The following is an 18,854-nucleotide window of genomic DNA, read 5'->3' on the forward strand; positions in this document are numbered from 1 at the left end:
GGTCAGTTTCCCCCTGTGTCAGCGGCTTCGGCGGCAAGTTCGGTCTCGAGTTGAGCTTGTTGCTCACGCAGCTGCGGTGTCTGCTCGGCGAAGACGTACCGGAACAGATCGAGCGGATCGTGCGGGCGGTCGACATTCATGCCGGCGCGCAGTGTGGCGGCCTCTGCCTCGGCCTCCGCGGTCAGTGATTCCACGAATGCGTCGTCGATCAGATCGTGTGCACGCAGATACTTTTCGAGTCGCGGTAAGGGGTCTCGTCCGAGCCAGGCTTCAACCTCCGCGCTGTCGCGGTAGCGGGTGGCGTCGTCGGCATTGGTATGTGCATCGATGCGATAAGTGTGAGCCTCGACGATCACCGGCCCGTTGCCACTGCGGACGAATCGCGCTGCCTCGTCCATGACGGCCATCATCGCGACGGGGTCGTTGCCGTCGACCTGCTCGCTGCCGATCCCGTAGCCGACGCCCTTGTGCGCCAACGTCGGTGCTGCGCTTTGGCGCGACAGTGGCACGCTGATCGCAAATCCGTTGTTCTGCACCAGAAAGATCACCGGTGCCTTGAAGACGGCGGCAAAATTCAGTGCTTCGTGAAAATCGCCCTCGCTGGTGGCGCCGTCACCGCAGAGCGCCAGCGCGACGGTGTTCAAGCCCCGGCGGGACTCCCCGTAGGCCACTCCCGCTGCGTGCAGCAATTGCGTCGCCAGCGGGGTGCACTGCGGTGCACTGCGAAGTGCGGCCGGGTCGTACCCGCAATGCCAGTCGCCGGCAAGCATGCTCAGAATCTGCACCGGGTCGACACCTCTGGCGGCCAACGCCATCGAATCCCGGTAGGTGGGGAAGAGCCAGTCACGCGGTTCCAGACTCATCGCTGCGGCGATCTGACATGCCTCCTGGCCCCGCGAGGACGGATACACGGCCAGGCGCCCCTGTTTGGTCAGCGCCGTCGCCTGCTGGTCGAAGCGTCTGCCCAGGAACATCTTTCGATACATCTCGATCAGGCGATCGTCGCTCGGTTTTGCGTAGCGGGCCTCGCTGCGCGTCAGTTCTCCGGCAGGGTCGAGGTATTGCACCGCGGAATCGGCCGGCAGGAACTTTTGATAGCGCAGTTCCCCTAAGGGCTCGACAAGTGTCACTTCTACCTCCAGAAGACGTTGTGTCCATCAGTATTCGCACTTGGGCGACGCAATGGCAGAAGGCGTCGAAGATTCAAGACAAACGGCTTATCATGAGGATTCGGGCAGCAATATGTCCATCAACCGACTCGACTACCGAAGCAGGAATGGACAGATGGCCACCGAACCGCACACTCTCGATGCGATCGACCGTCGCATCATCGCCGAACTGGTCGCAGACAGCCGCATCTCCATGCGCGCGCTGGCCGAGAAGGCGCACATATCTCGCGCTCACGCCTACGTCCGCATCGAAAGGCTCGAGGACGCCGAAATCATCACCGGATTCACGACGCGGATCGCCCACGAGAAGGCCGGACTCGGCTCCTCGGCGTACGTGGCGCTCTCGATCAGGCAGCACTCGTGGAGGGGTCTGGCGGCGTCCTTGAAGGCCCTGCCGTTTGTCGAGCACTTCTCCCTTCTCGGCGGCGACTTCGACGTTCTGGTGCTGGTCCGTGCCCCGGACAACCGGGAACTACGCCACACCGTTCTCGAACAACTGCAGGGACTCGACGGGGTGCTCTCGACCAAAACATGGCTGATCTTCGAGGAGGGCAACGGACCGGGACCCAACTGGCTGCCCGCCTGATCCGTCTATAGTCGCCGTTAGCAGTTGCACACGGGAGGTGACTCGAATGACCCTGCACGGCCTGGGAATCGGTTGGCGCCCCGAGGTCTCCGGAATCATCGCTCAACTAGACGGCCTGGCGTTCTGCGAAGTCATCGCCGAATCCATCGGAAACGAGATACCTCAGCACCTCGGCTCGCTGGGAGTTCCGTTGATCCCGCACGGCATCTCGCTCTCGCTGGGTGGGGCCGAGGCGGTAGATCAGGCTCGGGTCGATCACCTCGCGCATACAGCCCAGCTACTGGACGCCCCCTTGGCGAGCGAGCACATCGCCTTCGTGCGGGCGGGCGGCATCGAGGCCGGGCACCTGCTCCCACTGCCCCGCACCTACGAAGCCGTCGACGCCTTGGTACGCAACATCACCCGGACTCAGGACGGTCTACCGGTGCCGTTTGCCGTCGAAAACGTTGCTGCCCTGTTCGACTGGCCGGACGACGAGTTGACCGAAGGGGAGTTTCTCGCGGAGATCGTCGAGCGAACCGGGGCCCTGCTGGTTCTCGACATCGCGAACGTCTACGCCAATGCTCTCAATCGCGGGCGTGATCCGTGGACCGAGCTGAGCCGGCTGCCACTCGAACGAATTGCGTACTGCCACATCGCCGGTGGCAGTCTCAGCGACGGTAAATACCACGACACGCACACCGATCCGGTGCCCGAAGCCGTCCTGGAACTCCTTGCGCAGTTCACCGCCGCCGGTCACCATCCCGCGATCATGCTCGAGCGAGACGGCAACTATCCGCCGGCACTGGAATTACTCGACGAGCTCGACGCCATCGCCGACGCAGCTGGTCTGGATCGCATCACCGCGGGCACCGACTGGTCACGCACATGAGCACGCTCGGTGAGCGTCAAGAAGCGCTGATTCGCGCACTGGTGGCGGGTGGCGAACTACCCGAAGGCTTCGACAAAAACGATGCCGCCGTTGTCTCGGCGGCACTGCTCCGAAAGCGCGCAGGAGAAGTGGCGCACCACCTTCCGGTCGTGCGCCACGCTCTCGGCGATCGTTATCTTCAGTTGTTCACAGCGTGGGCGGACGGACGGCCGAAGACGTCTTCGCGTTCGGATGCCCAGGCCTTTGTCGCCCATCTCCAGGACATCGGCGAACTGCCTCGCCCGCCCTGGTATCAGAGGTTTCGAAAGCTCTCACGCAAGTGAGACAACAGCTTCGCTGGTGTACATGAGGAACGTCATCGATTCCTGGAAGTACAGCTCGACGGAGTTCGCATCGTGCGAGAGATAGCCGATGGACAGGTCCTGGCCGAGGTGCAATTCGTAGTCACCGCCACGCGTCGACAGCAGGAAAGCGCCGTCGATGGCCGGGGCCCAGATGATCTCGCCGTCGAGGACGCGTCGCAGGTGCTCGCGGATGGGGTAGCCGTGATCGGAGGTCTCGTTGATCGCGGTGAACGCATCTGCATTCAGGAGCAGTGAGTACGGTCCGTTGACACCGGCCAGTCGCAGCGACGTGATCGCCTGGCTGATGGCCTCCGGGTAGTCCTTGGCGTCGATGGGTAGCTTCAGTTCCGGGTTGGAACCGCTGGCCCGCACGCCGGTGATGCTGGCTGCGGGGTATCCCTCGAAGATGGCGCGGTCCTCGGCGAACGCGATCTGCTTGGCCGCGTCCTTGACGGGCTGCCAGTCGGAGTCCTTGGCGCCGCGTTCGACGTCGTCGATGGCCTGACGGCTGATGGTGAACGGAACCCGCAGTTCGATGATCGGCTGCGATTGACGAGCATGTGCGATGACACCGTCGGCCAGGGGATTGATCGGCACCTGATGCCCGAGCGGGATCGCCGCGAGATCGTCACCCGACGGCCCCTCCACATCCACGACACGACGACCGGCGACGTGACGCTTGAAGGTACGGCTGGCCTCTTCCTCGATCTCGGCCCAGGCTGCTGCCGAAATGGGTGCTAGGTCGCGGTGCAGGTTTGTCATTGCTGGGCACTCCTTTTGAGGCTGCCGATTCCGAGAGAACCGTCAGAGATGGGCGCTGTGAACGTCGCTTCGGGAACGAGCCTGGTCGGCAAGTCCGGGGGATCGTCGAGAAAGTCCGCCGTCGGAACGAAGAAGTTGATTCCGGTGACGGCGGTGGAGAAATCGAGAATGCGGTCGTAGTTGCCGACGGGATTCCCGATGAACATGTTGGTGAGCATCTGCTCGGTGACCGTCGGCGACGCCGAGTAACCGATGAAGTAAGTACCCATCTCAGCGGAGCCGACGTGGCCGAACGGCATGTTGTCGCGCAGGATCTGGATCTGCTCACCAGATTCGTCTTCGATGACGGTGAGAGCGGTGTGCGAGTTGGCCGGCTTGGCGTCGTCGTCCATCTCGAGATCTTCGAGCTTGGAGCGTCCGATGACGTTCTCCTGCTCTTCGACGGGCAGGGAATTCCACTCCGACATGTCGTGAAGGTACTTCTGGACGATGACGTAACTGCTGCCCGCGAAGTCCGGATCCTCGTCGCCGACGGTGACCGCGACGTATGCGGCCTGCCCGGACGGGTTCTCGGTGCCGTCGACGAAACCCATGAGATCGCGTTGCTCGAAGTACTTGAACCCGTGGACCTCGTCGATCACGGACGCGGCCCCGGCCAACCTGTTGGTCACGACCGTGGCGAACTCGAAACACAGATCCATCTGACGGGCCCGGATGTGGAACAACAGATCGCCCGGCGTGCGCGGGGCGTGGTGTTTGTCACCGGTCAACTCGACAAAGGGATGCAATTCCGCGGGCCGTGGGCCGTCGAAAAGCCGGTCCCACGCATCCGAACCGATTCCGACGACGGCGGCCAAGCCACCTGCGGGAACCCGGAATCCGATCGAGCGCTGCAGCCCGGAAATATCGGCCAGAACGTCGTGAACTGCCTGCTCACCACCCTCGTCGATGGTGAAAACCAGGAAGATCGCAGCTTCTGTGAGCGGGGTCAGCAACGGCTGCGGTATCGCGGGAAGGGCCACTTCGGCCTCGTCGATCTCACTCGTTTCCGCCATGCAGACCAGTATGGACGATTCCGGCAGTCCCGGCATCAGTAGTGGGTAAGTAGAGACAGGGTGTCGCGTTACGGTGTTGCGGCCTGGGCGCCCGCGTCGAAGCCCGCCGGAATCTCGAAGATCTTTCCGTCGAACCCGGCCCGGTAGAGATGCCCGGCCGCGAAACCGGAATTGCCGCGCCCGTAGGTCAACACGCTCGACGCCTGCAGTCCGCTGGTGAGCGAGCAGTACTGGCCGGGGCCGTCGATACGCCACACCTCACCACTGATGTCCGTGGGGACAATGGCGCGATCTCGCGAGTCCAAGGTCAAACCATCTGGGGCAGAGAAGGTTTCGAAACCGCCGAGATCGACCAACGACTCCGAATATCCTGGATTGTCGACGGAGATGCGGCTGACACCCGGGTTTGCGAACGTGCGCGAGACGTAGAGCCAGCGATTGTCGGCACTCAGGGCAGCGCCGTTTGCGCTCGGGAAGGTTGCCCACGCCGGATCGACGGCACCGCCTGGGCTGACCTTTCCGATCAGCGAACCGAAATCGTTGGTGGCGTATATCGTTCCGTCGTGCGCCACGGCGAGGCCGTTTGCAGCGCTCAGACCACCGGCTATCGGCGTCACTGCACCCGAGTTCACGTCGACCCGCGCGACCGACGCAGCTCGCGTCAGATCGCCGATCAGAACACTTGCGTTTGCTCCGGTACCCACCAGCAGTGAACCGTCCGGGCTCCACGCGAGCGCCCCCGCACCGCCGGGAACCGTCGCGATCGGAACTGCAGCCTGACCAGGCGCATCGACGCGGAAGATCCGCCCGCTCACCAGGTCCGTCGTGTACAGGCGGCCCTGTCCGTCCACCGTGACACCCTCGAGAGCCGCGCCCGGAATCTGAGCGCTGAGTATCGCGGGCGACGATCCCGGACAGAGTGGAGCGGCCGCGGCACCGGACACGCCCAGAGCCAGAAGCGAACCGGCAACAAGAGCACCGGTGATACCAACACGAATACCGCGATCGAAGATCTGGGTGCGCATCTGCGCAACGCTAGACCCTCTGCCCGATTTCGCCTAGAGAGATCGAAGGAAAGCGATCAAAAGTTCATTGACCTCGCCGGCGCGTTCCTGTTGTACGAAGTGCCCCGCACCGCCGAGGAGATGCACACCCCGCAGGTCGGGGACGGTGTCCTTCATCCGGTCCAGTGCCTTGGGGCCACTCATCGCGATGACCGGGTCTTCGGCGCCCGCGACGAAAAGCGTCGGAACATTGACGTGCGCACCGTCCAGATCCGCGCTACGTTCCCAATTGGCGTCGTATGCTCGATACCAGTTCAACCCTCCGGTGAAACCTGTTGCAGCAAAGGTCTTTACATAAACGTCCAGGTCGTCCTCGGTGAGCCACGACCAGGGCAGCGCAGGCTCCTCGGGAAGTACGTCGAGGTAGCCGTTGCCTTCGGACGGGTTCTTCCAGACGTCGAGGTACCGGTAAGCCCCGGACAAAGCGTGAAAGAGCCGCTGAAGGAATTCACGTGGACGGGCGTCGAGTTCGCGCTCCGCGACACCCGGTTCCTGGAAATAGTGAATGTGCAGAAAATGCTTGCGCGCCAATGCGGCGTAGATCGTCGAGGGCTTGGCCGGGAACCTGTCCGGCGCATACGGGACTGCCAACGAGACCAGTCCCGCAACACGATCCGGGTGGCGCAGAGCGGTGGTCCACGCGACCGGAGCGCCGAAATCGTGACCGACGAACACCGCTTTGTCGATTCCGAGAGCGTCGAGTAGGTCGATCAACCGGTTCGCGACGGCGTCGTTGGTGTAGTCCTCGATCGCGTCGGGGCGGGTAGTGCCGCCGTAACCCGGCATGTCGAGTGCAATCGCCCGAAAACCCGCTTCCGCCAACGCTGTCGACTGATGGCGATAGCTGTATCCGAGGCCAGGAAAGCCGTGGCACATGACCACAGCTGTCCCGGAACCGGAATCGTCAATCTGCCAACGGAATCCGCCGACATCGATCATCTTCACCGTCATGTCAGGAGGTGATCATGTCTTCCTGGTTCCAGAATGCGCGCATCGACAGGATCTTGCCGTCGTCGTCGAAGGTCATGACGTCGATGGGTGCGATGGTCAGGGTCTGCTCGCCGAGCTTGGTGATCAGCGAGAAGTGGAATGCCGCTTCGTTTCCGGCGATGCGGAGGGTCTGAAGGTGAGCTTCCTGGTCGAAGTTCTCGATCACGGAGTAGAACTCGAGAATGGACTCGCGGGTGGTGCGCACGTCGGTGCCCACCGGATCTTCGACTGTTGCACCCTCGGCATACAGGGCCACAACCTGGGCGGCAGTGCCCGTTGCAACTGTCTCGATGTAGGCGTCGACGGTCTTGCGGATTACCTCTGCGGACGGTGCCATGGTCTACCCCTCGTAGTTAGAACAGGTTCTAATTCTGAGGATAACCTACGTCTCTGATCCACGGGTCAGGTTTCGAGCACCTTGCGCAGCCGGGCCTTCTTCCGGTTCTCCCGCACGATCCAGACGACATCTGCGTCGTCCGACGCCTCCAGGGAGACGAACGCCGGCAGCGCATTCTTCGGATCCGCTGCGACCGCGACGCTCCAGCAGTATCCGAGCGCCTGCCGGAGAGTCCGTGTGTCGGCGTCACGACGGGCATCAGCTGGTTGCGAGACGATCCACTCGGTAGCGTCTCGGCACACCTGAACGGCCAGCGCAGCGTTGGCCTTGTCCTTCAGTAACCTCGGCTCGCAGATCCCGGCAGCGGCCGCGCGCAGCGTCAATGGATGGGTGGAGCGTGCCCACTTCTCGATGATCGTCCGCAACAACTCCGGATCCGCGTCACCTACCGCTTGAACAGCCATCGCGGCAGCTTCACGTGCACGCCACGACGCACTGGTGGTTGCCTCCGTCAGACTGTTCAGAACAGCCTTGTCGTGTGAACGAACAAGGATGAATCCGAGCCCGACGATCCCACAGCAGCGGATGTATTCGTCCTCGGACTCCGCCGCCTGCAGGATATCGTCGTCATCGGCGCCGCGCGCGAACTCGAGCATGAGCGCGAGGTTCGCGCGCGGGCCGGGGAGTCCTGAACGCTCCGTCAGGTAACTCCACAGTTCGTCACCGTCCAGATCCGCGAACGTCATGGGAGTCCTGCTTTCTCGAGTGCGGGTGCACCCATCATTTCACCGAAGGCCCTCTCACGACGGGAGTTCGAAGCTCACTTGCTTCCGTCGTCGCGCATAGAGGAATCCACCGACAAACGCGAGCACCAGTACCCCGGTCATCACCACGGCCAGAACGTTGCCGCCCAGTAGGAGCGGGAGGTTTCCGGCCATGGCGACCGCGAATCCGATCAGCCCGACAAGTCCCAGGCTCGGGGCAAGTTTGGTGTGCCAGAATCGCTGATCGACCTTCGTACGATGAAAGAAGACGAGCACCGCAAGGCACGTGAGCAACATGAGGGCCACGATCCCCACCGTTGCGACGCCGGCAAACCACGCGAAGATCTGTGTCACCGGATCCAGACCGATGACGATGCAAGCTCCGAGAAGTACCAGAGCACAGCAGGATTGCACCACTGACGCGATGTGCGGCGAACCATGCACGCGGTGCGTCCGCCCCCCTACACCCGGCAGAACGCCGGTGTTCGACAGAACAAAGATGTATCTGGCCAAGACATTGTGGAGAGATAAAACTGCCGCAAAGAGACTGGACACCAACAGAATTTGAATCAGGTGGGCTGTCACCGTTCCGGCAAAGTCGGTGGCAGTGGTGATCAGCATGCCGTCGGGGTCAGTGCCCGCAATGTCCACTGCACCCTTGTCGCCCCAGGCAGTCACAACCGCCCAACTGGAGAAAGCGTAGAAGCCGCCGATGAGGATCAAGGCGGCGTATGTCGCTCGCGGGATAGTCCGCGCGGGATCCTTCGCTTCGTCGCGGAAGATCGCCGTCGACTCGAACCCGATGTAACCGGCAAGCGCGAATACCAATGCGACGCCGGGGGATCCGGAGAAGATTTCCGACGGAGAGAACATTGCCGTCGACGGGCCTTCCGGACCACCGTCGGCGATGATAAAAGCGTCGAGTACGACTACGATCCCGACCTCTGCGATCAACAGGATGCCGAGCACCTTGCCCGACAATTCGATATGACGAAATCCGAGGACGGCTACCAGAGCCAACGAGGCGAGCGAGAAGATCCACCACGGCACCTCCGGACCACCGTAGGAGGTGATCAACGAACTCATTGCCGGGCCGAGGTAGCCGTATACGGCCAATTGCACTGTGCTGTAACTGACGAGGGCCAACATCGCACTGCCGACGCCGGCACCTCGGCCGAGACCATGTCCGATGTAGAGATAGAACGCTCCGGTCCCCGGGATGTAACGCGACATCGCGGTAAATCCGACGGCGAAGAGCAGAAGTACACCGGTTGTCACGGCGAAAGTCATCGGGAAGCCCGCACCGTTGCCACCGGAAATACCAAGCGGCACAAGACCACTGATCACAGTCAGGGGAGCGGCTGCGGCAACGACCATGAGGACTATCGAGCCGGTGCCCAGCGAGCCTCGAAGTGTTCGGTCATCGCCGGATGCATCACGTGAAGCATTGACGGAAGTATGGGTCATACCGGCGATGTTAGAACCATTGAAGTCTGTTCGGGACCCAATGCACAAAACTTTTACTTGCGACGAACGGGACGAACCGTCCGTTCTTCGCGCTTTCGTCAGCCTTCTTCCTGCAGCGCCAGCCGCTTGAGCTCGTCTTTTGCGTGCAGAATGTGGCGTTCCATCGCCTCGGCCGCACGAGCGCTGTCGCCTCGTTTGATCGCATCGAAGATCTCCTTGTGCTCCACCCTCGAAGCCTCGACCTGATCTTCGAACACGAGATGATCGACGGGGACGAACATTTCGCCGCGAGCCTCGACCACAGCTGCCTCCAGCCTGCTGTTTCCCGCCGCCCTGGCGATACCGCCGTGGAACCTGGCGTCGCAAGCCCGGAACGACCCCCGACTTCCGGAAACCCCCAATTGCTCAATGGATTCGAGCAACTCGAGAAGATGACCATCGGTTCGCCGGACCGCCGCGAGGCTTGCCGTGCGCATTTCCAGCCCGATACGTAGGTCGACGATCTCGTCGATATCCGCTTCTCGCGCTTTCAACTGGCCAACCCAGTCTTCATAAGGCCTGGTCAACTCCGAAACGAACGATCCGCCCGTTGCGCCTCGTCGCACCTCGATATACCCCATCGCCTGGAGGATTCGGATGGCTTCTCGCACACTGACTCGACCGACTTCGAGCTGCTGAGACAGTTCGCGTTCGGACGGGAGGCGATCACCGGGACTGAGCGCCCCGCTGTGAATGAGCAGTCGCAACCGCCGAGCGATATCCTCCCCCAACGTCGGTGCGCTGACCATGAATTCGATGGCCGGCAGCTTGTCGATCTGCACGTCTCGTACCCCCTACTCGGTGCCTGGACCGACTCTTACACTTCGTCCTCGTACGCTTCGTCGCGGCCTACGAAATCGAACGCGCCATTCGCAACTGTCCTTGAATAGATACAGCAGCAATAAATACAGCAGCGCGCAGCACTTCGAACCCGTTACCCCAACTTTACAAGCCAAACCCTACCGAAAAGCCATTCAATGGTTCTATGCTCGCTCCTATGACCCAATTCACGATGACGGCGGAGACACTCCCCGCCATGCCCCTGATCGGAGTCACCGGCCGCGTCGACCGCGGCGGGCCGTCACTACCCAACGTCGTCGGCGACGCGTTGATGGAAATGTTCTTCACCGATTTTCCCTCGAAAATCCGCGCTGCCGGTGGTCAACCGATCCTGCTGAGCATTCACAGTGATCCGCGCCGAATCGTCGAGCATCTAGACGCCCTCGTCCTCAGCGGCGGATCCGACGTGGACCCCCGGCGATACGGCCGCACCCCCGGGCCCAACTCCTCGCCGATCGACCCGGCTCGAGACGAATTCGAGTTCGCCCTGGTCGATGCGGCTTGGGAAATCGGACTGCCCATCCTGGGAGTGTGCCGAGGACATCAAGTCGTCAACGTCGCGCGCGGCGGCACACTGATTGCCGACCTTCCCACGGATGCCGGTGAGGCGCACAGCTTCTTCGGTTATCCACGTTCCTACCGACCGCAACAGGTCACCCTGGAATCAGGCTCCATCCCATACAGTCTGTTCGGCAACAGCATTCACGTCAACAGCCTTCACCACCAAGCAGTGGATACCCCGGGAAACGGGCTACGGATCGTCGGGCGCGCGCTCGATGGCGTCGCCGAAGCCCTTCAGGCCGACGATCGCCCCGTGGTGGGTGTGCAGTGGCACCCCGAGTTCTTCGTCGACATCGACCCGCTCTTCTCATGGCTCGTCCACGCTGCAACCTCTCGTCAGACCGATCCTTCACGCCAGACCGATCCTTACAGAATGGAAGACAACAATGTCACGTACGCATGAGAACAAGGTCGCCCTCATCACCGGTGCAGGTTCCGGAATCGGTCGCGGCATCGCATTGCGCCTCGCCTCCGACGGTGCCCGCGTCGCGGTCGTGGACCTTCACATCGAAAGTGCGAAAGAGACCGTCGCACTGATCGAATCACAGTTCGGCACACCCGCACTCGCTCTCGAGGCCGACGTGCGTGACCGCGCCGCCGTGAGTGCCGCTTTCGAAGCAACCGTCGCCGAATGGGGACGCTTCGACTACCTCGTCAACAACGCCGGTCTGATCACGATGAGTTCTCTCGAGAACCTCACCGACGAAGAGTGGGACCTCGTCCTCGACGTCAACCTCAAGGGCATGTTCATCGTCACGCAGATCGCCACCCCGTACTTCCGCGACGGCAACAGCGGCGCTGTGGTGAACTTGTCGACGGTGGAAGCGGACGTAGTCGTGTCCTCCCAGGGCTTCGCCCAGGTCCACTACAACGCGTCGAAGGGTGGAGTGAAGATGTTGACGAAGGCTCTGGCCGTCGAACTCTCGCGGTACAACGTACGAGTCAACGCGATCGCCCCCGGGCCGGTCCCCACCGCCTTCCTGCCTGGCATCGACGTCTCCTCCGGCGAAGTTCTCGACTTCATGAAGTCCAGACTCCTGGTGCCGCGCGTCGGGCGCCCCGAGGACATGGGTGCTGCAGTCTCCTTCCTGCTGTCGGACGACGCCTCCTACATCAGCGGAGTCCAGCTGCCCGTCGACGGTGGATGGCTCGCCCGATGAAAGGCCGGCTCACCACGGCCGAGCTCGCCGCGTCCGACATCGACACCGTCCTCATCGCCGGTATCGACCTCTACGGACGTTTGATCGGCAAACGTGTCCCGACACGAATTTTTCTCGGCAACATCGACGAAGGCCTGCACGTGTGCACCTGTGTGTATGCCTGGGATGCCAACCAGCGTATGGACAAACTGGTTGTCGATTACGCCGGCGGACACACCGGCTGGCACGACTTCCGCCTGCGACCTGACCTGGGAACACTACGACGGGCGTCGTGGCTCGAGTCCACCGCCATCGTCATCGCCGACTCGGTCGACGAACACACCGGTGAGCTGGTCCCGATCGCACCGCGCACGATCCTGCGCAAACAGATCGACAAGCTCGAATCCGACGGTCATACCGTCTACGCGGCAACAGAACTCGAGTTCCACCTCTATCGGGGTACCCCCGACGCGTTGAGGCGCAGTGGTTACCGGGATCTCGAACCCACCACCTTGGTGCCCTCGGACTACACCATCACTGCCGGCAATGCGATGGAACCCTTCTTCCGCAAGATACGAACCGCCCTGGAGGAGAGCGCGATTCCTGTCGAGGTCTCTCAGGTCGAATACGGTCTGGGCCAGTGGGAGATCAACCTCGAATACGGAACCGCCCTCGAGATGGCCGACCGCCACGTGCTCTTCAAGCAGGTGGTTCACGACGTCGCTGCGGCAGAAGGGCTCACTGCGACCTTCATGGCACGCCCGAGCACCGACGGCATGGGCTCGTCGTGTCATATTCACGCGTCCATGCGTAGCGACGACACCTTCCCGTTCCACGACGAAAGTGCAGAAAACACCGCGAGCGCCGAACTGCTGCACGCCGTCGGCGGAGTCCTCGAACACTGTCCGGAACTCATGCTGTTCTACACACCGACCGTCAACTCGATGCGCCGGACCCGAGCCAGCCACGACTTCTCGGGGAACGGCTTGACTTGGGGTTTCGACAACAGGACCACCACCTGCCGACTCATCACCGGGGCGCCTTCCGCCAACCGCCTCGAAATGAGACTGCCTGGGGCAGACGCAAATCCGTATCTCGCACTCGCCGCCGTGTTGGCGTCGATGAACGACGGTCTGACACGAAAGCTCGATCCCGGCGCACCGGTACGACGCGACGGGTACAGCGACACAGACACACTCGAGAAGGTGAAGCAGCAATCGCTGCCCAGCACACTCGACGAGGCGGCGCGTGCGCTCGAAGCCAGTGAGTTCGCGCTCGCGGCGTTCGGCACCGACGTCGTGTCGCATTACACGGCAGTCGCCAAGGACGAATGGGATTCGTTCATGTCCGCGGTCACCGACTGGGAACGCGAACGCTATCTCGACAACATCTGACCCACAAACGATTTCGTCACGAAAGACAGCCATGACCACTTCATGCTCACTCGTGCCCCAGAACAACACGATCGACGGAAACGTCGAACCACCGGCGATCGAACTCGGCGAATTTCTCACCGATCCCGACACCGGAGAGAAACTGCAAGCCCAACTCTCGTCTTCCGCCGAACAGGTGGAGAGGGCAATCACCGCCGCGACAGAACTCCATCGATCGGGTGTCTGGACCCGTCGATCGGTAGCCGACCGAGTGCTCTTACTCGAGAGAACTGCCGAACTTGTCGAGGAACGAACAGCGGCGATCGCTCGTGAGGACTCAAAGAACAACGGTCTCCCACAATCGATCAGCACGCTGTTCGCGGGCGGCCTCCCCGATCTGTTCCGCACTGCTGCAAAGCATCTGGAAGACTCCTCGGGGTTCGAGCAATTGACGTCGGGCGCACAACTACACCGGCTGGCCTGGGGGCCGACCGCCGTTGTCGCACCGTGGAATGCACCGAGCTTCATCACGGCCAAGAAGACCGCATTCGCATTGGCCGCAGGCGCTCCTGTCATAGCCAAGCCCTCCAACTGGGCTCCGTCAGGACCCAATGTGCTTGCAGAGGCGATCTCGCGTGCCATCGCCGAACTCGACGCGCCGAAAGCTCTGTTTCAACTCGTTCACGGAGGCGGGGACGTCGGGCATCTACTGGCCTCCGATCGACGTATCCGAGCTCTGGCATTCACCGGAGGTCGAGCAGCCGGCAGCTCGATCGCGGTTGCCGCGTCAAGCGATTTCAAGGCTCTTCAACTCGAGCTCGGCAGCAACAACCCCGTGATCGTCCGCGCCGACGCCGACATCGATCTGACTGCTACCGCACTCGTCGACGGATTCACCAAACTCAACGGACAATGGTGCGAAAGTCCGGGAAGCGTCTTCGTGCCCCCGCACCTTCACGACCGTCTTGTCGACGCACTACTCGACCGCACGGCCGAAATCGCACTCGGCCGAACCGGTGACGACAACAGCAGGATGGGACCGCAGGCGAACGAGCCTCAACTGCAACGAATGCGGACGACTGTCGACTTCCTCCGCGGCGTGGGTGGCACGGCGGTCTCGAGCACCCCCGCCCCGGACCTTCCCGGATGGTTCTTCCCGCCGACGGTGGTGCACGGGATCTCGTCGGAGCACACCAAATCGGAAACCTTCGGGCCGATCCTGACCGTGCACCGCGCATCAACCGACGAGCAGGCGCTGCTCGAGGCGAACGCTCTCGACACCGGCCTGGCCGGATACGTCTTCGGTGCCGACGTCGACGCCGCTCGTGAACTTGCGAACCGGATCGAATGCGGTGAGAACAAGATCAACAGCACCGGTCTCCTGGACCTCGACGACCACTCGACCCAGAGTTTCTGGGGTGGAAGCGGTATCGGCGCACACGGCGACAAAGAGCTTCTCGACTTCTTCCGGGGTTCGAGAATTGTCGGGGTCGATGCCCCCGGTCTGCCTCTATAGGCCGAAGGAGGTCGAGGGAATGGGTGAAGCGACTCGGGTGGGCACCGATACGACTCGGGTGGGCACCATGGTGGTCGAATGCCACGACACCGCGGCAGTTCTCGCTCGCATTTCGTCGCTGGGGTGGAAGCTCGGTGTCGATGTCGTCAGCCTGTCGACGTGGGTGTCCGTGACATCGCCGGGAGTCACCGGAATGTCGATTGCGTACCGTTGTCCGTCAACGATTTCCGACGCCATGTTGATCAAACGTCTCAACAAGATCATCGGGATAGTTCGCATCAAGACGGATCACGGCCCCTTCGTTCCAGTGACCCCACAGGTCGGCCTACACGTCACCGCGACCTTTCAACGTGTCGATCCGGTCGCGCTGGTCGCCTACCGGCACGGCGCTACGGTGTGCAGTCAGGCGAACAACGTTCTGTCGGTTCAACTCACCACCACCCGATCGAACGCGGATACATTCGTCTCTGATCTGGAGCAAGTTGCAGAGCGTCCACTGCGGGGTGAGATCTCGCTGCAGAAGATTCATCTTGCATGACATCAAAGTGCGACCATGGGGATGTGCGGCTACCTGCATTGGCCAGTAGCCGCACATCACCGAGTGGTCAGTGAGCGGGTAGGAGGGACGTCTCCTGCGCCGCGCCGTCTTCTGCGCCGATCTGGACGATGTTTCGCGGCAGGAATACGGCCGCGATTGCACCGAGAACTGCTGCAGCAGCACCGATCAGGAACGCGATGCGCATGCCCTCGTCGGTGTAGAACACCGCGCCCTCCATCGCCATCGCGATGTGCGAGTTCAAGACGGTGAAAGCGATGACGGGAAGCACTGCGGGGAAGATGCTCTGGAAGACCGCAACCATGCTCGCCGTGGTTGCCTGCAACTGCGGCGGCACTGCTTCGATGAGCAGGTTCGGGATGGAGGCGTAGCCCATACCCATACCGACACCGAAGATTCCGGCAAAGATGATGAGCAGCGGCTTGTTGTCGTGAATGGTGGCCGTCAAGGTGAATCCGACTGCCATGAGGATCATTCCGGTGATCATCAGCAGACGCGGTCGGATGTTGCGTCCCACGAGGAAGCCCACAATCAACCCACCGACCACCACCATGCCGCCAAGCGGCGCCTGGAAGATCGCGAATCCCTCTGCCGTGACGCCGAATCCGTATCCCAGGCCGAGAACTGCGGGGGCCATCACCATCATCGGCAGCAAAATCGTGAAGACTCCCGATGCGCCGTAGCAGAAACCGGCACCGACGGCGGTGAGCATCACCGAACGCTTGCCGAAGTAGCGCAGGTCGATCAAGGGCTCGCGGATGGCTCGGGCAGAGGCAACCCAAGCCACCAACAGTGCGACGCCGCCGATCAAGTAGGCCAGTGTCGAGCCGTTCTTCCAGCCCCACGTCGGTCCGAAGCTTACGCCGATCAGAATTCCGGCGATGCCCGATCCGAGCAGCACCGCACCGACCAGGTCCAGCGAAGAGCGCAGTCGCACAGTTGATTCCGCCGTCGAAGCGAAGATCATGCCGCCGAGGAGAACCAGCCCGATGACGAAGAACCAGAAGATGCTCCGGAAACCGTGATTATCGATCAGCCAACCGGTCAGGAACGGCGCCGGGATCGCAATCAAACCCATACCGGAAGTCGCGATACTGACGGCCAAGGCAACAGTTTTCGGCGGAAAAACATCTCGAATGAGGGAGTAACTCAGGAACAGGCAGGGAACGAGCAGACCCGTCAGCGACCGGCCCAGAATCAGGATCGCGTAGCTCGGCGCTATCGCCGAAATGAAGGATCCGACCGCTGCGCCGGCGACAGCAAAGAGCAGGACTTTTCGTTTGCCGTACATGTCGGCGAGCTTGCCGAGCAGAGGAGACGCGACCGCGCCCAGCAGCAGGAACGAGGTGAGCAGCCAGGCTCCCTGCGTCGTTTGATAGTGCACCGAGATGGCAGGGAGAGCAGTGGAGATCATCATGTAGCTCACTGCGAGCATCTCGAGAAGTAGAACAATCGACGCCAGGGAGAACACCAGTCGCGGAGTCCACCGCTCCGGTATCGACGTCGATTCGGGCAGACTGGGAGACGAACCGTCGCTGTGGGCATGAGACGCCATGGCTGGAAGATCCTTTCGGGAACACCTACGAATTCGATTGACCCCCTGTCGAACACCGTCGACGGAGGCCTTGCCGGGAAGTGCGATGGAACGACAGCTACCGACCTCGGTAACGTGTTACCTGCATCACAGCCCTCGCGTCGACCACGCGCTACAGAATGTTCCGCGGAGCGGGACAATCAGGACAACGACTGATTGGCGTCACGAACTCGAAACCGCCCTTGGATTATGAGCAACGGCAACGATTTTCGGTTCGAACTTGAACGTGGGGCGAATTTCCTACCGTTCACCGGTTCGGGTTGGCGATGCCGAGAGGGAAGGGCTCGCCGCCGCGCGCACCGGCTGGGAAACACGGAGACGACGCACTGACAATCAGGTCGCCATTGGTATTCGCAGAGAGATCGAACGCATAGCCGTCGGATGTGCGCGCGGTCGCCGATTTCAGCCCACCTTCGGCCGACAACTGCTTCCATCCGAAGTCCTGCCACACCCGGACGATGGTGTCGAAGTATTCAGCGGACTTACCCGGTGGAATACCGACCACCCAGTACTTGACGATGACGTTCAGCGGCCGGTTTTCGACTGTGTCGTCGTCGATGCAAGGCAGAACAGTTCCATTGCCAAACAATCCGCTGGGAGCTTGCGGATGCTGACGGGACAACGCAGCGTCGCTCGGAGTCTGAGCCAATGTATCGGTCAAATGTTGGATAACAGATTGACGCGCAAGAGATTCGGTCAAATTTCTGTTCACTGATACGCCCTGAACCATGGCTGCACCTTCTACGTCAGCTTCCTTCGCGCATCCTGCCAGTGCAATCAGCACCCCGAATATCGCAGCCGCACAACGCGTAGGCATCGAGATCCTTCCGGTGACATCGATCATTGCGATTCAGTATTCGATATAGGGAGGTCGCCGGAAGCCGGGATACCGATCTGATCGATCTACAAAAGAATGGAATTGAGGTTCTGCGCACGTGACCGAACAGCATTGGTACAGACCTCAAACATCTTCGCCCCCAACAATGCTGTCGAACCCCTGCACGCGACTCAAGATATCAGCTCAACGTACAGGATGCTCCACGCGAACCGCGCCGATCACATTCTTGAACTCAGCTGTCCTCATCCATTTCCTGGAAGTTGCTTGCAATGTCGTAAAGAGTCCGGCCGCCTCGCAGCCATACGCCCGGCCCCGACAGGACGTGTGGCTTCGATTGCGTTGCCTGTTCGATGATGTGCTTTCCAAGGCCCGTAAGAGACCACGATGTACTGTCCGGTTCTGCGCACCAACGCGGCACTTTGGTTGTACCGCCAACCCATTCGGCACGCCCACGGTTCTTGTCTTCCGAAATCCATCGTTCGACATCCGCACGAACGGCAGAATTGACTGATGTGCCTAACTCAAGAGTGAGAAGTTCGCCAGGGTCGATGAGCCCGTATTGCTGAATGATTCAGCGCTGGTAATCGTCGGCATATCGTCAAGTTTCTGCTGATTGCACCAGTCCGCATGCGCTTCGGCCAGCGTATCCATGGTGAATGATGCAACCATTGCGGCGTACGTCAGTGCCTGCAGATGTATCTTGCTGTCGGAGCCGCGCTTTAACTTTTACGACGATCAGTTGGCCAGATGGGTCAAGGGCCAACACATCGAGGCGGGACTTTTCGCGATCGCCCGACGGTAATGCCCACTTGTCATATTGAGTCGCCACTATCTGCACGCCTGTACCGAGAACGTCGGGGTTGGCGACTACCCAGCGCTCTAAATCGGACTCCACCAGATTGTGTCGCTTGAGCGTGGACTGGCCGAATGGGAGGGCGTTCTGGCCATCGATGCAAAAGACCCTCGCAGCATTGAGCACACTTGATCCA

Annotated in this window: 20 protein-coding genes; 8 read left to right on the plus strand and 12 right to left on the minus strand. The window is 61.4% G+C overall.

Going from position 1 to position 18,854, the window contains the following annotated elements:
- Nucleotides 1-2: 2 nt before the first annotated feature.
- Nucleotides 3-1,130 carry a pyruvate dehydrogenase (acetyl-transferring) E1 component subunit alpha gene (pdhA, locus tag ACFWEM_RS33010; RefSeq protein WP_378539854.1) on the minus strand — a complete coding sequence of 376 codons (1,128 nt, stop codon included), beginning with the start codon at nucleotides 1,128-1,130 and terminating at the stop codon, nucleotides 3-5.
- Between the two features lie 154 nt (nucleotides 1,131-1,284).
- On the opposite strand from pdhA, the gene ACFWEM_RS33015 reads away from it, so the two are divergent.
- The 3 genes from ACFWEM_RS33015 to ACFWEM_RS33025 are packed head-to-tail and all read left to right on the plus strand — an operon-like array spanning nucleotide 1,285 to nucleotide 2,949.
- Nucleotides 1,285-1,755 (plus strand): Lrp/AsnC family transcriptional regulator, encoded by a 471-nt coding sequence (locus tag ACFWEM_RS33015; protein ID WP_378539855.1) that lies wholly within the window; start codon nucleotides 1,285-1,287, stop codon nucleotides 1,753-1,755.
- Nucleotides 1,756-1,801: 46 nt separating this feature from the next.
- The gene (locus ACFWEM_RS33020) at nucleotides 1,802-2,626 is read left to right on the plus strand and encodes a DUF692 domain-containing protein (RefSeq protein WP_378539856.1); all 825 of its coding nucleotides are present in this window, start codon (nucleotides 1,802-1,804) and stop codon (nucleotides 2,624-2,626) included.
- On the plus strand, nucleotides 2,623-2,949 hold the full coding sequence (locus ACFWEM_RS33025; RefSeq protein ID WP_378539857.1) for a hypothetical protein: 327 nt from the start codon (nucleotides 2,623-2,625) through the stop codon (nucleotides 2,947-2,949). The genes ACFWEM_RS33020 and ACFWEM_RS33025 overlap by 4 nt, the downstream gene beginning before the upstream one ends.
- On the opposite strand, the gene ACFWEM_RS33030 is transcribed toward ACFWEM_RS33025, so the two are convergent.
- From ACFWEM_RS33030 to ACFWEM_RS33065, 8 genes are all read right to left on the minus strand, one after another.
- Nucleotides 2,938-3,732 carry a family 1 encapsulin nanocompartment shell protein gene (locus tag ACFWEM_RS33030; RefSeq protein WP_230816233.1) on the minus strand — a complete coding sequence of 265 codons (795 nt, stop codon included), beginning with the start codon at nucleotides 3,730-3,732 and terminating at the stop codon, nucleotides 2,938-2,940. The two genes, ACFWEM_RS33025 and ACFWEM_RS33030, sit on opposite strands and share 12 nt — an antisense overlap.
- The gene (locus tag ACFWEM_RS33035; RefSeq protein ID WP_378539858.1) at nucleotides 3,729-4,787 is read right to left on the minus strand and encodes a Dyp-type peroxidase; all 1,059 of its coding nucleotides are present in this window, start codon (nucleotides 4,785-4,787) and stop codon (nucleotides 3,729-3,731) included. The genes ACFWEM_RS33030 and ACFWEM_RS33035 overlap by 4 nt, the downstream gene beginning before the upstream one ends.
- Nucleotides 4,788-4,855: 68 nt before the next feature.
- Entirely contained in the window at nucleotides 4,856-5,812 is a 957-nt protein-coding gene (locus ACFWEM_RS33040; protein WP_378539859.1) for an SMP-30/gluconolactonase/LRE family protein, read from the minus strand.
- A gap of 33 nt (nucleotides 5,813-5,845) precedes the next feature.
- Nucleotides 5,846-6,802: an alpha/beta fold hydrolase gene (locus ACFWEM_RS33045; RefSeq protein WP_378539860.1), complete on the minus strand. Its 957-nt coding sequence runs from the start codon at nucleotides 6,800-6,802 to the stop codon at nucleotides 5,846-5,848.
- 1 nt (nucleotide 6,803) lies between these two features.
- On the minus strand, nucleotides 6,804-7,178 hold the full coding sequence (locus tag ACFWEM_RS33050) for a nuclear transport factor 2 family protein (RefSeq protein WP_276117230.1): 375 nt from the start codon (nucleotides 7,176-7,178) through the stop codon (nucleotides 6,804-6,806).
- 65 nt (nucleotides 7,179-7,243) lie between these two features.
- Complete coding sequence (locus ACFWEM_RS33055; RefSeq protein WP_378539861.1) at nucleotides 7,244-7,924, minus strand: hypothetical protein; 681 nt, start codon at nucleotides 7,922-7,924, stop codon at nucleotides 7,244-7,246.
- Nucleotides 7,925-7,978: 54 nt separating this feature from the next.
- The gene (locus ACFWEM_RS33060) at nucleotides 7,979-9,409 is read right to left on the minus strand and encodes an APC family permease (RefSeq protein ID WP_378539862.1); all 1,431 of its coding nucleotides are present in this window, start codon (nucleotides 9,407-9,409) and stop codon (nucleotides 7,979-7,981) included.
- Nucleotides 9,410-9,507: 98 nt separating this feature from the next.
- A complete protein-coding gene (locus tag ACFWEM_RS33065; RefSeq protein WP_133728195.1) occupies nucleotides 9,508-10,230 on the minus strand; it encodes a FadR/GntR family transcriptional regulator in 723 nt (240 codons plus the stop codon).
- A 215-nt stretch (nucleotides 10,231-10,445) separates the two neighbouring features.
- Between ACFWEM_RS33065 and ACFWEM_RS33070 the strand changes: the two genes are divergently transcribed.
- Genes ACFWEM_RS33070 through ACFWEM_RS33090 form a run of 5 tightly spaced genes read left to right on the plus strand, consistent with a single transcriptional unit; the run spans nucleotide 10,446 to nucleotide 15,415 of the window.
- On the plus strand, nucleotides 10,446-11,252 hold the full coding sequence (locus ACFWEM_RS33070; protein ID WP_378539863.1) for a gamma-glutamyl-gamma-aminobutyrate hydrolase family protein: 807 nt from the start codon (nucleotides 10,446-10,448) through the stop codon (nucleotides 11,250-11,252).
- A complete protein-coding gene (locus ACFWEM_RS33075; protein WP_378539864.1) occupies nucleotides 11,236-12,009 on the plus strand; it encodes an SDR family NAD(P)-dependent oxidoreductase in 774 nt (257 codons plus the stop codon). The genes ACFWEM_RS33070 and ACFWEM_RS33075 overlap by 17 nt, the downstream gene beginning before the upstream one ends.
- Complete coding sequence (locus tag ACFWEM_RS33080; RefSeq protein ID WP_378539865.1) at nucleotides 12,006-13,382, plus strand: glutamine synthetase family protein; 1,377 nt, start codon at nucleotides 12,006-12,008, stop codon at nucleotides 13,380-13,382. Before ACFWEM_RS33075 ends, ACFWEM_RS33080 begins: the two co-directional genes overlap by 4 nt.
- 31 nt (nucleotides 13,383-13,413) lie before the next feature.
- On the plus strand, nucleotides 13,414-14,877 hold the full coding sequence (locus ACFWEM_RS33085; RefSeq protein ID WP_378539866.1) for an aldehyde dehydrogenase family protein: 1,464 nt from the start codon (nucleotides 13,414-13,416) through the stop codon (nucleotides 14,875-14,877).
- Nucleotides 14,878-14,896: 19 nt separating this feature from the next.
- Nucleotides 14,897-15,415 (plus strand): hypothetical protein, encoded by a 519-nt coding sequence (locus ACFWEM_RS33090; RefSeq protein WP_378539867.1) that lies wholly within the window; start codon nucleotides 14,897-14,899, stop codon nucleotides 15,413-15,415.
- A gap of 67 nt (nucleotides 15,416-15,482) precedes the next feature.
- On the opposite strand, the gene ACFWEM_RS33095 is transcribed toward ACFWEM_RS33090, so the two are convergent.
- From ACFWEM_RS33095 to ACFWEM_RS33105, 3 genes are all read right to left on the minus strand, one after another.
- Complete coding sequence (locus ACFWEM_RS33095; RefSeq protein WP_378539868.1) at nucleotides 15,483-16,988, minus strand: MFS transporter; 1,506 nt, start codon at nucleotides 16,986-16,988, stop codon at nucleotides 15,483-15,485.
- Nucleotides 16,989-17,274: 286 nt separating this feature from the next.
- Nucleotides 17,275-17,844 (minus strand): hypothetical protein, encoded by a 570-nt coding sequence (locus tag ACFWEM_RS33100; RefSeq protein ID WP_378539869.1) that lies wholly within the window; start codon nucleotides 17,842-17,844, stop codon nucleotides 17,275-17,277.
- Nucleotides 17,845-18,463: 619 nt separating this feature from the next.
- On the minus strand, nucleotides 18,464-18,844 hold the full coding sequence (locus ACFWEM_RS33105; RefSeq protein WP_378539870.1) for a hypothetical protein: 381 nt from the start codon (nucleotides 18,842-18,844) through the stop codon (nucleotides 18,464-18,466).
- Nucleotides 18,845-18,854 lie beyond the last annotated feature (10 nt).

The sequence above is a fragment of the Rhodococcus sp. NPDC060176 genome (genome assembly GCF_042728675.1).
Lineage (GTDB): Bacteria > Actinomycetota > Actinomycetes > Mycobacteriales > Mycobacteriaceae > Rhodococcus_F.